Annotated in this window: 11 protein-coding genes and 1 tRNA gene; 3 read left to right on the forward strand and 9 right to left on the reverse strand. The window is 75.6% G+C overall.

What is annotated here, in order from left to right:
- Window positions 1-179: 179 nt before the first annotated feature.
- The gene (locus ACIQUQ_RS09290; protein WP_403973099.1) at window positions 180-2,522 is read right to left on the reverse strand and encodes an FUSC family protein; all 2,343 of its coding nucleotides are present in this window, start codon (window positions 2,520-2,522) and stop codon (window positions 180-182) included.
- Window positions 2,523-2,774: 252 nt separating this feature from the next.
- On the opposite strand from ACIQUQ_RS09290, the gene ACIQUQ_RS09295 reads away from it, so the two are divergent.
- Window positions 2,775-2,987, forward strand: coding sequence for a twin-arginine translocase TatA/TatE family subunit (locus ACIQUQ_RS09295; protein ID WP_403973101.1), 213 nt, complete (start codon window positions 2,775-2,777; stop codon window positions 2,985-2,987).
- Window positions 2,987-3,457, forward strand: coding sequence for a hypothetical protein (locus tag ACIQUQ_RS09300; RefSeq protein WP_403973103.1), 471 nt, complete (start codon window positions 2,987-2,989; stop codon window positions 3,455-3,457). Before ACIQUQ_RS09295 ends, ACIQUQ_RS09300 begins: the two co-directional genes overlap by 1 nt.
- Window positions 3,458-3,521: 64 nt before the next feature.
- Here the strand turns inward: ACIQUQ_RS09300 and ACIQUQ_RS09305 are convergent, their stop codons facing one another.
- Window positions 3,522-4,718 carry a DUF2786 domain-containing protein gene (locus tag ACIQUQ_RS09305; protein ID WP_403973105.1) on the reverse strand — a complete coding sequence of 399 codons (1,197 nt, stop codon included), beginning with the start codon at window positions 4,716-4,718 and terminating at the stop codon, window positions 3,522-3,524.
- A 256-nt stretch (window positions 4,719-4,974) separates the two neighbouring features.
- On the opposite strand from ACIQUQ_RS09305, the gene ACIQUQ_RS09310 reads away from it, so the two are divergent.
- Window positions 4,975-6,786: a bifunctional 3'-5' exonuclease/DNA polymerase gene (locus ACIQUQ_RS09310; RefSeq protein WP_403973108.1), complete on the forward strand. Its 1,812-nt coding sequence runs from the start codon at window positions 4,975-4,977 to the stop codon at window positions 6,784-6,786.
- Between the two features lie 42 nt (window positions 6,787-6,828).
- Here the strand turns inward: ACIQUQ_RS09310 and ACIQUQ_RS09315 are convergent, their stop codons facing one another.
- From ACIQUQ_RS09315 to ACIQUQ_RS09345, 7 genes are all read right to left on the reverse strand, one after another.
- Window positions 6,829-8,058: a hypothetical protein gene (locus ACIQUQ_RS09315; RefSeq protein ID WP_403973110.1), complete on the reverse strand. Its 1,230-nt coding sequence runs from the start codon at window positions 8,056-8,058 to the stop codon at window positions 6,829-6,831.
- Window positions 8,059-8,146: 88 nt separating this feature from the next.
- Complete coding sequence (locus tag ACIQUQ_RS09320) at window positions 8,147-8,662, reverse strand: SigE family RNA polymerase sigma factor (protein ID WP_403973113.1); 516 nt, start codon at window positions 8,660-8,662, stop codon at window positions 8,147-8,149.
- A 120-nt stretch (window positions 8,663-8,782) separates the two neighbouring features.
- Window positions 8,783-9,277, reverse strand: a complete 495-nt coding sequence (locus ACIQUQ_RS09325) for a GNAT family N-acetyltransferase (protein ID WP_403973116.1) — start codon at window positions 9,275-9,277, stop codon at window positions 8,783-8,785.
- A 112-nt stretch (window positions 9,278-9,389) separates the two neighbouring features.
- Complete coding sequence (locus ACIQUQ_RS09330) at window positions 9,390-9,653, reverse strand: hypothetical protein (protein ID WP_403973119.1); 264 nt, start codon at window positions 9,651-9,653, stop codon at window positions 9,390-9,392.
- A gap of 762 nt (window positions 9,654-10,415) precedes the next feature.
- Window positions 10,416-10,489, reverse strand: a tRNA-Thr gene (locus ACIQUQ_RS09335).
- Between the two features lie 113 nt (window positions 10,490-10,602).
- A complete protein-coding gene (locus tag ACIQUQ_RS09340; RefSeq protein WP_403973121.1) occupies window positions 10,603-12,171 on the reverse strand; it encodes an alpha/beta hydrolase in 1,569 nt (522 codons plus the stop codon).
- A gap of 349 nt (window positions 12,172-12,520) precedes the next feature.
- Window positions 12,521-13,732 (reverse strand): DNA polymerase III subunit delta', encoded by a 1,212-nt coding sequence (locus ACIQUQ_RS09345; RefSeq protein WP_403973124.1) that lies wholly within the window; start codon window positions 13,730-13,732, stop codon window positions 12,521-12,523.
- Window positions 13,733-13,780 lie beyond the last annotated feature (48 nt).

Raw genomic sequence — 13,780 nt, forward strand, 5'->3', positions numbered from 1 at the left:
CAGCCCGAGGCGGGTCCGGGCGCAGCCCGAGGCGGGTCCGGGCGCAGCCCGAGGCGGGTCCGGGCGCAGCCCGAGGCGGGTCCGGGCGCAGCCCGGTGAACGGGAGAAGGGTGGGGTGGGGGACATTTCCCTGGGCGTCAGGGGCGCAGGGCCTCCGCCACCGCGTCCAGCGCGTCCGCCTACTGCACGGACGCCGTCCGCAGCGCACCCTCCGGCAGCGCCGCCGCCACACCCCGCACTTCGGGGAACTCCGGCACCCGCCGCTCCCGCACCGCCCGGCCCGCCCGCGCGGTCACCGCCTCCACGGCCGCTGCCAGCGCCTCCACCTCGGCGGCTGCAGCCGGAGCCAACCCGCCTCCGGATGCGGGCGCGGAGCCCCGTACCCGTCCGCCGTCCGGCACGGCTCCGGTGCTCGGGTCGGCGCCCGGCACCGCGTCGCGCACCGGGACGGGGTCGGCGCCCGGGACCGCATCACGCACCGGGACGGGGTCGGCGCCCGGGACCGCGTCGCGCACCGGGACGGGGTCGGTGCTCGGGACCGCATCACGCACCGGCGCGGCTCCGGTGCTCGGGAGCGCATCACGCACCGGCACGGGGTCGGCGCCGGGGCCCGCGTCACCGGCCGGCACCGCGGCCGGGGGCGGGGCCGGGGTGGGGGCGGCTGCGGCGCCGGGGGTGCCGGACGGCGGCTGCGGCGGGTGGAGCGGTCTGTGGGCTTCCAGGAGCATCGCGTGCCGCGCGAACGCGGCCAGCGCGGCGGCGGCGTCCTCGGCCGCGGCACGGGAGAGCCCCCGGTGCCGAACGGGTTCACCGGCGGCCCGGGCCACCGCCTCCTGCCAGGCCACCCGCGCGGCCCGCGCGTCCAGCAGGGCCGCCCGGACCGCCCCCGCGTCCGCGACCGGCACCGCGTACTGCCGCAGCACGGCCGCCGCGTACCGCCCGTCCGCCATCAGCCAGTCGGCCAGCCGCGTGCGCAGCCGGGGCGTCTCCCAGGCCGGGTACAGCGCGTACCCCAGCATCGCCAGCAGCCCGCCCACCAGCGTCAGCGCGACCCGGTCCGGCACCGTCTGGTCCCACCGCGTACCGCCCATGCCCAGCAGGAAGACCACGTACCCGGCGACGCAGGCCTGCACCACCACGTACCCCGTGCGCATCAGGGCGTACATCAGCCCCGCACACGTCACGGCCAGCACACCGGACACGTACATCCCCGGCTCCGCGGCCTGCACGACCACCGTGGCGAGCCCGACGCCGACCAGCGTGCCCCCGAACCGCGCGACCGCCCGGGAGTACGTCTGCGTGAAGTCCGGCCGCATCACCATCACGGAGGCCATGGGCGCCCAGTACCCGTGCCCGAACGGCAGCCACTGCCCGATCAGGTACCCCGCGGAGGCGACCACCGCCACCCGCGTCGCGTGCCGCAGGACCGGTGAGCCGGGCCGCAGTTCGACGCGGACCGCCCGCACCACCAGCGGCACCAGGCGCGGCAGCGTCGGCCGGAGCATCGACTCCTCGACGCGCGCGGTCCGCCCGGTACCCGGCTCGGCGGTCTCGAGGACGTCGTCCAGCAGCGCCGCCAGCCGCGCGGCGGCCCGCCGGGCCGGGCCGGCCAGCAGTTCCCCGGTGTCGGGCGACTTGAGCACCGCCAGCGCGGGCCCGGGCAGCGCCACCGCCTCCCCGTGCCGGATGCCCCGCGCCGCCGCGTCCAGCACCGTGGCCGCCGCGCCCAGCAGTTCGCGCACCCGGTCGCGGGCGGGCCCCTCCGCGGGGGCGCCCACCGACGGGTCGGCCAGCAGCGCGAGCACGGGCCGGATGCGTTCGGCGAGGCCCCGGGCACCGTGCAGCTCCGCCGGGCGCCGCCGGGCCTGACGCGGCGTCACGGTGGCCGCGTCGCGGGCGGCCATCAGCGGGGCGGGGTCGAAGACCGCGCGGGGGTCTTCGCGCAGGCGCCGGGCGTAGTCGGCCTCGGCGGCCAGGGCGTCGGCGAGCGCGTCGCGCTGGGCGCCCCACCGCCGTACCGGGAACAGCACGATCAGCAGCGCCTGCACCACCCCGCCCAGGGCGATCATCCCGGCGTGGCCGGCGGCCTGGGCCACGGAGGTCGGCAGCGTGACCGTCACCAGCATGATCGCCACGTTGCCCGAGGCGATGATCCCGGCGGTCGGGCCGGCGGCCCACATCAGGCCGGACACGAAGGTCCATAGGGCGAGCAGGGCGAGGAAGGCGACCGTGTGGGAGGCGCCGACGAGGTAGCCGATGAAGGTGCTCACGGCCAGCGTCAGTCCGGACGCGAGCGCGAGCACGGGACGCGGGCGCCAGCTGCGCTGGAAGGTCGCGACGGCGGCCTGGAAGGCGCCGAACGCCGAGCTGGCGGCCGCGCCCGGGCCGAGGAACGCGAGGCCGAGACCGATGACGAGGGCGAGCCCGGCGGCGGCGCGAACGGCGATCAGCGGCTCCAGGCGGGCGCGCTCGACGGTCATCCCGGACCGGGCGGTCTCCTTCAGCGCCCGCAGCCAGCTCATGGCGTCGAGCGTACCGGTTCAGCGCGAATTGGGATGGTTTGGGGCGGCCGGTGACGTCTCTTCAGGACTCCTTCAGGTTTGTACGGTCCCGCCCGGCGGTGGTTGCATGGCCGGGCGCCACCCCCTCAGGCCGCACCCGCCCAGCACACCACACCCGCCCGGCACACCACACCTGCCCGGCACGCCGCACCGCCCCGCACACCACACCCGCCCCGCACGCCGGGCGCACCCCGCCCCCAGGAGGAGCCCCACATGATCAGGAACGCCCTCGAACCCTGGCACCTGGCGCTGCTGCTCCTCGTCTGCCTCCTCGTCTTCGGCTCGAAGAAGCTCCCCGACATGGCGCCCGGCCTCGGCAGGTCCCTCCGCATCCTCAAGGCGGAGACGCAGGCCCTGCGGTCCGACCTCCCCGACGCCCCGTCCCGCAACTCCCCGCACGCCGCCGGCGAGGAGACGGGCCGGTGATGCGCCTCCCGCGCGGCGCCACCGGCTTCCGGGGCCACGGCGACGAGCCGCTCGCCGCGACCGACCGCGCGGCGTTCCTCCGTACCTGCCACGAGATCGCGCGCCGGACCGGAGCCCGCGTCACCGCAGTGGCCACGGACCCCATGGCCGTCTTCGAGGCGGTCGCCCTCACCCGTCACGCGGAGACCCACGTCGTGCTCCGCCACCACCACCTGCCGCTGCTGGCCTTCACGGCCGCCCCGCCCGCCCCCGGCCCGCCCGTCCCCGCCCCGCCCGTCACGGGTTTCGTCGAACCCCCTTCCTGGGCATCCGACTTCGCGCCGCTCGGCCTGCGGTCCCTGACGGTGGACGAGCTGGCCACGCCGCTGGGCCGGGTGGACCTGGGCGCGCTGTCGGACGCCGAAGCCGCCCAGATCCGCTACTGGCGGCCGGGCGTGCTGAGCGAACTGCTCTTCAACTCCTGGGACTGACCGGGCCCGTCGACGTCCGCACCGCAGTCGGCCGCGGTTCGGGCCCTTGCGCCCCGTTCCGACGTCAGCCGCGGTCCAGGCCCTTGCGCCCCGTGCCCATGTCCGCGCGGTCGGCGGCCGCCGTGCCGTCCAGCCAGCCGGCCTCGTCGGTGGCCCCGCGCAGGCGGGTCGTGGTCGTACGCGGGAACATCTCCTCCGCCCGCGAGGTGACCGCCACGTCCCGCGCCGCGAGCACCGGCAGCAGCGCGCCGTCCGCGGCCCCCGCGTCCTCCACCACGTGCTCGGCCGTCTCCGCCAGCCGGTGGCCGACCCGGGAGGCGTAGGCGAGGAAGAAGGACTGCCGGAAGGTCTTGGTGCGCTTGCGGCCGCCGGCCCGCTGTCCCGCCTCCGCCCGCGTCATCGCACGGGTGCCCTGCACCAGCAGCGAGGTGTGGAGGAGTTCGACCGCCTCCAGGTCGCCCTCGAAGCCGACCACCGTCGAGAAGCCGTAGGCGGAGTTCCACACCGCCCGGCAGCGGTTCGCGGTGGCCACCGCGTCCAGCAGCACCGCCTTGGCCTCCTCGTACGGCGGCTCGACCCCGATCCGGCAGGCCCCCGGCACCTGCCCGGGCCTGGCCACCGCCGCCTCGTCGAGGGTGTGGCGGGCCATCAGTTCCTGGGCCTTCGCGCTGAGCGCCTCGGCCTCCTCCGGGTACGGGGTGGCCTCGGCCTTCGCGAGCAGCGCCCGGATGCGGCCGAGGGTCTTGGGGTCGCCGTGCGCCACCGGCAGCGCCGCCAGCGGGTCGCCCGGCAGCGGCCCGACCGGCTCCACCGAAGGCAGCCGGACCAGCAGCCGCAGCGTCTCCAGGACGGCCGTGGCCAGCGCGAACCGGTCCGCCGACTCACGCCGGGCGGCCTCGGGCGCGTACCGCTCGTCGCCGTCCCACCAGACCTCGGCGCCACCGAGTTCGTCGAGCTGGGCGGTCCACCGCCCGGTCAGCTGCCCCGCGCCGTACCGGCGGCCCTCGGCGGCGATCAGGTCGAGGGCGAGGCGCGCGTGGCGTTCGTCCAGGTCACGCCGGACGAGCCGGAGGACGTCGGCCGGCTGCCAGCCACGCTCCCAGGCCTGGCGTACGTACGCGGAACCGCGCCGCAGCAGCTCCCGCCCGGTCTCCGGCCAGGCCCCGGCGTCGGCGGCGAGCAGCGAGGCACCGGTGTCCAGGCCGGTGTCGTCCAGGGAGGAGAGGGCGGCGGCGAAGGCGCGGTCGACGGTCTCGTTCACGTACCTCAGCGTCGCATTGCGGGCGCGGGAGGGAACACCCGGCCACCGCCGGGAGGGGACACCGGCCACTGTCGGGAGGGAGCACCGGCCACCCGCGGAAGGGAACACCGGCCGCCCGCGGAAGGGAACACCCCACCGCCGGAAACGAACACCCGGCCGCCACGCCACCCCGTCCACACCCTGTGGACAAAAATCCGCCCACCGCCCGGCCCGGCCGTGACGCCCCCTGTCAGTCCCCCCTGCCACACTCGCACTCATGAGCGACCGCGAGCGGTGGGCCCTCGCCGAGGGCGGAGGGGAGGACGGTGACCGCGGAGAGCCCGGCGCGGGTACGGGCGCCGACGGACCCGTGCGCGTCGTGCCCCTCACCCCGGACGGCCGCCCCGCCGCCCCCGTACGCACCGTGCCCGGCCTCACCGCCGCCTTGGACCTCGCACCGCCCGGCACCCGGTGGGTCTGGCGCGCGACGCACGAGCTGTACCCCCGCATCCTCGCGGCCGGCGCCCGCGTCGACCGCTGCTACGACATCGAGGACGCCGAGCTGCTCCTCCTCGGCCACGAGGGCCGCTCCGGCGATCCCCGCTCGGCCGCGGCGGCCTGGGCCCGCCTGACCCACTCCCCCGTACCCCCCGACCCCCCGCAGCGCACGCCCGAGCGCGGCACGCAGTCGAGCCTCTTCAGCCCGGCGGCCACCACACCCGTACCCTTCGACGCCCTGCTCGCGGTCTACGCCGACCAGCTCCGCCGGCACGACGCCACCGCCCACCCCGACCGCCTCCACCTGCTCACCGCGGCCCAGTCGGCCGGCGCCCTGGTGGCCGAGGAGATGAACGCGACGGGCCTGCCCTGGCGGGCCGACGTCCACCGGGCCGTGCTGACCGAACTGCTCGGTGAGCGCTACGCGGGCCGCGGCGAACCGCGCCGGCTGGCCGAGCTGGCCGACGAGGTCTCGGAGGCCTTCGGGCGGCGCGTGCGCCCCGAGCTGCCCGCGGACGTCATCAAGGCCTTCGCGGAGGCCGGCATCCGGATCAGGTCCACCCGCCGCTGGGAGCTCCAGGAGATCGACCACCCCGCGGTCGAGCCCCTGATCGCGTACAAGAAGCTCTACCGCGTCTACACCGCCCACGGCTGGTCCTGGCTCCAGGACTGGGTGCACGACGGCCGCTTCCGGCCGGAGTACATCGCGAACGGCACGGTCACCGGCCGCTGGGTCACCAACGGCGGGGGCGCGCTCCAGATCCCGAAGGTCATCCGGCGGGCCGTGGTCGCCGACCCCGGCTGGCGCCTGGTCGTCGCCGACGCCGACCAGATGGAGCCGCGGGTGCTGGCCGCGATCTCGCGCGACCCGGGGCTGATGGACGTCGCCGGCCAGCCCGGCGACCTGTACAAGGCGGTCTCCGACCGGGCCTTCTCCGGCGACCGCGAGATGGCCAAGATCGCGGTGCTGGGCGCGGTGTACGGCCAGACCTCGGGCGACGGCCTCAAGAACCTCGCCGCCCTGCGCCGCCGCTTCCCGCGTGCGGTCGCGTACGTCGACGAGGCGGCGAAGGCCGGCGAGGAGGGCCGCCTGGTACGCACCCACCTGGGCCGGACCTGCCCGCCGGCGGCGGGCGCGGGGACGGACGGCCCCGACGAGGCGGGTCTCCCCCAGGACGACCCGGCCGGCTCGGCCGACCCCGGCTCCGGCTTCGGCCCCGGCCCCGGCTCCGGCTCCTACGGCCGCCCCGGTTCCGAGGACGGTGCCCCGGACTGGACCCCCGGGTACGCCTCCACCAACGCCCGGGCCCGCGGCCGTTTCACCCGTAACTTCGTCGTCCAGGGCAGCGCCGCGGACTGGGCGCTGCTGATGCTGGCGGCCCTGCGCCGGGCGACCGCCGGGATGCGCGCCGAGCTGGTCTTCTTCCAGCACGACGAGGTGATCGTGCACTGCCCCGCCGAGGAGGCCGCGGACGTGGCGGAGGCGATCCGCGCGGCCGGTGACCTGGCCGGGCGGATCGCCTTCGGTGAGACCCCCGTGCGCTTCCCGTTCACGACGGCCGTGGTGGAGTGCTACGCCGACGCGAAGTGAGACCGGGCGCCTGGACCCCCGGAGACCGGGAGCCCCCGGGCCCTACTTCCACTTGACGCTGGTGGCGATCGCCCTCAGCTGCTCCATCGTCAGCGCGGGCGTCTCCCGCGAAGCCGCCGCGTGCTGCGTGGGGGCGTTGAAGGCCGAGACCACCACGCGCAGCCCGCTCGGGCGCAGCGTGTCGACCGACCACCAGACGACGCCCTCGCCGCCCTTCTCGCCGACCTTCTTCTCCGCCTTGACCTTGGTGCCGTCGGGCAGCGTGGTCACGTCCCCGCTGCCGAAGAGGTCCCCGGCCAGGTCGCCCATGTTCGACTGGACGTTGATCTGGACCAGCGACTCGCCCTTGCCGTCGTCGAGCACGAGGAAGGTGTAGTCCGGGCCGTCGTCGCCCTTCTCCACGACCTTCAGGCCCTTGGGCAGCAGGGAGATCAGCCGCCCCTGGACGTTGCCGCCGGACGGCGCCTCCACCGGCGGTTCGATCGGCGCCGCGGGCAGGTCCGCCAGCGCGGCGTGCCACTTGTCGGAGGTCACCAGGGCCTTCATCCGGGCCATGGTGAGGGGCGGGTTGGGCCGGGTGATGCCCGAGTCCTTCTCGGCGGCCGCGTTGTGCTCGTTGGCGTCGATCAGGTAGCCGTCCTTGGTGGCCAGCGTGGCGCGCCAGTTCTTCGTGTCGCTGCGGCGGTCGGGGTACACGTACCCGCGGAAGAGCAGCAGGCGGGCGCCGCCCGGCAGGGTCTCCTCCGTGCACCCGTCGTGCGGCACCTGCGTCGGGCTCGGGCAGTCCGTCATCTGCTTGAACATCGTCCCCTTGGGGTCGATGCGGCTGAGCCCGACGGAGATCTGCGACCGGCCCTTCCCGTCGTCGAAGACGCCGGAGACGTACGGGGCCTGGTCCTTGGTGCCCCGTGCCCGCGTGTCCGTCAGGGTGCCGGCGGGCAGCAGCCCCTTCAGCGTCGCGATCAGCATCTCCGGGGTCACCGCCCCGCTGCCGCCGCGCTCCGGGACGCCCGGGTCCCCACCGTTCCCCGACCCCTTCCCCGAGGCCACCGACGCGCCGCTGCCGGAGCCGCCGAGCAGTCCGCCGGCGTACGCGCCGGCCGTGGCCACCAGGGCGAGGGTCAGCGCACCGCCGGTGACGGCCGCGGCCCGGCGGCGTGCCAGCCGGCGGCGTCCGCGGCGCTCGCCGCCGTCGAGCAGGGCGCGCTGGTCGGTGCTGAACCCGTCCCCGGTCTGCCGGAGAGCCTGTCCGAGATCGTCTTCAAAGGGCATGCGGAACCACACCTTCGTAGGGCGTAAGCGGAAATGGAAGCGGTACGGGCGCGTGCCGCCGACGGGTGGCGCCGGCGGCAGTCGCCGGTCAGCGCATGGCGAACTCGACGAGGGTCCCGCCGAGTTGGTCGCGCAGCCGGGAGAGCGCGCGGGTGCAGCGGGTCCGCACGGCGGCGGAACTGACGTTCATCGCGTCGGCGGTCTCCTCGATGCTGCGGTCCTCCCAGTACCGCAGCACGATCACCGCCCGGTCCTTGGGCGAGAGTTCCCCGAGCGCCCCCAGCAGCGTGACCCGAAGCGCCGGGTCCGCGCCCGTGGGCGCGGCGTCCGTGTCGGGGAGTTCCCCGTGCGGGCGCTCGGACGAGGAGCTCCGGCGACGGTGCGTCAGGAACGCGCGCACGAGCACGGTCTGGGCGTACGCGGCCGGATTGTCGATCCGTGAGAGGCGCCGCCCCCAGAGCACGTACATCCGCCCCAGGGTCTCCTGCACGAGATCCTCTGCGAGATGGGTGTCACCACTGGTCAGCAGGCACGCAGAGCGGTACAGGTGCCCGGTGCGCGCGGCGGCGAACTCGCGGAACCCGTCCGTACGGGACCCTCTCATCCCTCCCCCTTCTTACGGGGCGCGCCCCCGCAGCACGCCCACACTCACTAGGACGCGCCGAACCCCACCGGATGTTTCACCGTGTTCCGCAGAACTTCCGGCCGCTTCCCGGGCCCCGGCTCACCGCAGCCCGTGGAAGTACACGTGGAACTTCTCGCGGACGAAGCCCTCCGCCTCGTACAGCGCCTGGGCGGTCTCGTTGTCGTACGCCGTCTCCAGCTGTACGCCGGCCACCCCGGCCGCCCGCGCCCGCTCCAGCACGTCCCTCAGCAGCGCGCGCCCGGCCCCGCTCCGGCGCCCGGCGGGGGCCACGAACAGGTCGTACAGCACCCAGATCGGCCGCATCTCCAGCGAGGCGAAGGTCGGGTACACCTGGGCGAAGCCCACGATCCCGCCGTCGGGCCGCTCGGCGACCAGCACGGTCGACTCGCCCTTGGCCATCCGCTCGGCGAGGTACGCGCGCGGCCGCTCCGGATCCTCGACCGGCACCTCGTAGAACTCCAGGTACCCCAGGAACAGCCCGGTGACGGCATCCAGATCCGCCTCCCCGGCCACCCGCACGGCGACGCCCCGGTCCCGCACGCCCTCACCCCCCGCATCACGGAATCCACTCATGCCCCCACCCAACACCTCGCGCGGGCCCACCCGCAACGCGCTCCGTGCGGGGATGACGCACTGCGGACGCTCCCGCGCCGGGGCGAGGCTCAGCGGACGGCGGCGGCGCCGCTCAGCGGTTGCAGACGACGTTGAGCATGGGTGTGGCGCCGGCCGAGCTCAGGGCCCAGGTCGTACCCGTCCAGATGACATAGGGATTCACCGCGGCCCCTTGCCCGCTCGCCGTGCTGAAGCCCTGTCCGGTGACGGCATTGCAGATGGCTGCGGCTTCGACGCCCGCGAGCCGGACGTCCCGGTTGTTGATCTTGGGCCCGTTGCACGTCGCGCTGGTCGCGGTCGTGGCGGTTGTCGCACAGGTCAGCACCGCTCCGCGCACGATCTGGGTGGGGAGGAACTCCCCGAAAACGGGTTCGGCCCCGGCCGGCCCCGTTGCGCCCTGCGGTCCGGCCCCTCCCGTGGCACCCGGCGCCCCGGTGGCACCCTGCGGACCGGCCTCTCCGGTCGCTCCCTGCGGTCCGGGGGCCCCGGTGGCACCCTGCGGTCCCGGCGCCCCGGTTGCTCCCTGCGGTCCGGGCGCTCCGGTGGCACCCTGCGGTCCCTGCGCCCCGGCAGGACCCTGCGCCCCGGCCGGGCCGGCCGGGCCGGTGGGCCCGGTGGGCCCGGTCTTGCACTTGTCGCGCTCTCCGCCGCCACCCTGGCCCACGGCGCCGGACGGGCCGGTGCGATCACGCCCGCTGCCCCGGCACTCGCTGCCGCCACCACCACCGCCATCGGCCCGTACCGAGGCCCCGACCCCTGACGGCGAGTCGAACGTGGTGGCAGACGCGGGCCCGGCGAAACCGAGCACCACGAGGGCCAGCGCCGCCGCGGCACCGCCTGCGCGCCACCCGCCCCGCCCGGGCAGGGGCCCCATGCCGGATCGAGCGCCCATGTCAGCATTCATGACCAATGACTCCTCAGGGAACGGCCGAGTGGATGGTGGGATGCCGTGTCGGGCATCCCCCGCCACCCCTCCCCGCCCCTGCGGGTCCCGACAACAGGCCCGGCGAACAACCAAACGATCGGCCCACCCGCACACAGCCATCTGCACGACAACGCAAAAGGCCCAGGTCACGGTTGGTGACCTGGGCCTGTTCCGAGCCGCCTTCGGGATTCGAACCCGAGACCTACGCATTACGAGTGCGTTGCTCTGGCCAACTGAGCTAAGGCGGCAAGCTGCGGAGAGAGAACTTCCCGGGAGGAAGATTCGCATCAGCAGCGGCGCCAAGTCTACAGGCTTATCCGGGGTGCCTCGCACCAGGTGGCCGGGAGGGCTGTCCGGGCGGTCAGCAGCGCTTGCCGTCCTTGGGCGGAGTGCCCTCCAGGAGGTAGCGGTTGATCGTGCTGTCGATGCAGTCGCTGCCGCGCCCGTACGCCGTGTGGCCGTCCCCGTCGTACGTGAGCAGCACGCCCGAGTCGAGCTGGCCGGCCAGGGACCGGGCCCACTTGTAGGGGGTGGCCGGGTCGCGGGTCGTGCCGACGACCACGATCGGGGCGGCTCCCTTCGCCTCCAGGCGGTGCGGGGTGCCGGTGGCCTTGACGGGCCAGTACGCGCAGTTCAGGGAGGCCCAGGCGAGACCGGGGCCGAAGACCGGCGAGGCCTTCTCGAAGGACGGCAGGGCCGCCTGCACGTCCTGCGGGCCGCGGAAGGCGGGCGGCAGGTCGAGGCAGTTCACGGCGGCGTTCGCGAACATCAGGTTCTGGTACGTGCCGTCCGCCTCCCGCTCGTAGTAGCTGTCGGCCAGCGCCAGCAGCCCGGCGCCGTCGCCGTTCATGGCGTCGGTGATGGCCTGGCGCAGCTGCGGCCAGGCGCTCTCGTCGTACATGGCGGCGATCACGCCCGTCGTGGCGAGCGACTCGCCGAGGGTGCGGCGCTCGCCGGTGCTGACCGGCTGGGCGTCGAGCTTGCGGAAGAAGTCCTTGAGCCGGCGGCCCATCTCGTCCGGGTTTCCCTGCCCGAGAGGGCAGTCCGGCTGGGCCGCGCAGTCCTTCGCGAAGGACCGGAAGGCCGTCTCGAAGCCCTCCGTCTGGTCGCGGTTGAGGTCCACCGCGGGCCGGGACGGGTCCATGGCGCCGTCGAGGACGAGGCGGCCGGCACGGGAGGGGAAGAGGTCGGCGTACGTCGCGCCGAGGAAGGTGCCGTAGGAGGCGCCGACGTAGTTCAGCTTCTCGTCGCCGAGCACGGCGCGCAGCACGTCCATGTCGCGGGCGGCCTCGACCGTCGACACGTGCGGCAGCACGGTGCCGGAGCGCTGCGCGCAGCCCTGCGCGAACTTCTTGAAGGCCTCCACCAGAGCCGCCTGCTCGGCCGGGTTGTCCGGGGTCTGGTCCACCTGCGTGTACGCGTCCATGGCCGGGCCGCTCAGGCACTCGACCGGCGCGCTGCGGGCCACGCCGCGCGGGTCGACGGCGACCATGTCGTACCGGGCGCGGACCGGCGCGGGGTAGCCGATGCCCGCGTACGCCTGGAGGTAGCCGATCGCGGAGCCGCCGGGGCCGCCGGGGTTGACCAGCAGGGAGCCGAGGCGCTTGCCGGGGCCGGTCGCCTTCTTGCGGGCCACCGCGAGCTCGATGTCCTCGCCGCCCTGGGAGGCGGGGCGGGCGTAGTCCAGCGGGGCCTTCATGGTGGCGCACTCGAAGCCGGGGACGCCGCAGGCCCGCCACGTCAGCTTCTGCTGGTAGTACGGGGCGAGCGCGGCCGGGGTGGCGGCGGGGTCGGCGCCCGTGGTGGCCGCGCGGCCGGGCCCGGAGGCGGCGGCGCCCGGCGCGGAGCCGCCCGTGGTGCAGCCGGACAGGAACAGTCCGGCCGCCGCGATCACGGTCCCGGTGGTACGCAGCACGCGCCTGGTGTCCATCCCCGGAGCGTAGCCCGCACGGCCCGCACGGACCGATTCCCGGCCCGTACGAGTGAATCCGGACGCGCGACGGTGCCGGGGCGCTCCCGCGGGGGGGGGTCCCGGGGGGACGGGACCGTCGGCGGCCGGCCGGGCCCGCGGGCGCGGACGGACAGGGCCCGGTCCCAGGCGCCGCCCCGGGGCGGGGGCCGGTCCCGGGCTGGACTGGGGCCGTCGGCGGCCGGCCGGGATAGCGGGACGGGCACGGTCATGCGGGCCACTCGGCAGCCGGGCTCCGGCCGGTGCGGCTACCACCGCGGCCCCGGGCCGGGGGCGGGGGCGGGGGGCCGGTCGGGCGCCGGGCCCGTGGTCAGCCCGCGCGCAGGGCCATCGTCATCGCCTCGACCGCCAGCAGGGGCGCCACGTTCCGGTCGAGGGCGTCGCGGCAGGCGATGATCGCGTCGATGCGGCGCAGCGTCCGCTCAGGGCCGGAGGCCCGGGCGATGCGTTCCAGGTCCTGCCGGACGTCCTCGTTGGCCAGCGGCAGGGCGGAGCCGAGCTGGAGGGCGAGGACGTCGCGGTAGAAGCCGGTCAGGTCGGTGAGGGCCAGGTCGAGGCTGTCGCGCTGGGTGCGGGTCCGGCGGCGCTTCTGCTTCTCCTCCAGGTCCTTCATGACGCCGGCCGTGCCGCGCGGCATCCGGCCGCCCGTCCCGGCGGCGGCACCCATCGCGGCGCGCAGCTCCTCCGTCTCCTTGGTGTCGACTTCCTCGGCCACCTGCTTGGCGTCCTCGGCGGCGGCGTCCACCAGCTGCTGGGCGGCCTTGAGGCAGGCGCCCACGTCGTCCACCCGGAGCGGGAGCTTCAGGACCGTGGCCCGGCGCTCGCGGGCCGCCCCGTCGGTGGCGAGGCGGCGGGCGCGGTCGACGTGGCCCTGGGTGGCCCGGGCGGCGGCGAGGGCGACCGGCGGCTCGACGCCGTCCCGCCGCACGAGCATGTCGGCCACCGCGTCGACCCGGGGCGTGCTGAGGTTGAGGTGGCGGCAGCGGGAGCGGATGGTGGGCAGCACGTCCTCCACGGAGGGCGAGCACAGCAGCCACACCGTGCGGGGCGCGGGCTCCTCCACGGCCTTGAGGACGGCGTTGGCCGACTTCTCGTTCAGCCGCTCGGCGTCCTCGACGAGGATCACCTGCCAGCGGCCGGTGGCCGGGGAGGTGTAGGACTTGCGGACCGTGTCCCGCATGTCGTCGACCAGGATCTGGCTGCCGACCGCGACGACCGTGGAGACGTCCGCGTGCGTGCCGACCATGGTGGTGTGGCACCCGTCGCAGAACCCGCAGCCGGGTGCGGCGCCCAGCGCGCGGTCCGGGCTGGTGCACTGGAGGGCGGCGGCGAAGGCGCGGGCTGTGGCGGCCCGGCCGGATCCGGGCGGGCCGGTGAAGAGCCAGGCGTGCGTCATCTTGGAGGCGGTGGGTACGGCGGCACCGCTCCCGGCGGCGGTCACCAGGGCGTCGGCGTCCCGCGCGGCCGCCTCCAGCTGCGCCGTGACGCGCTCCTGACCCACGAGGTCATCCCATACGCCCATGCGCCCGTCCTTTCATGCCGCCCCCATTGTGTCCCCTGCCACCGACAC

The organism is Streptomyces sp. NPDC101118 (assembly GCF_044759445.1).
Lineage (GTDB): Bacteria > Actinomycetota > Actinomycetes > Streptomycetales > Streptomycetaceae > Streptomyces.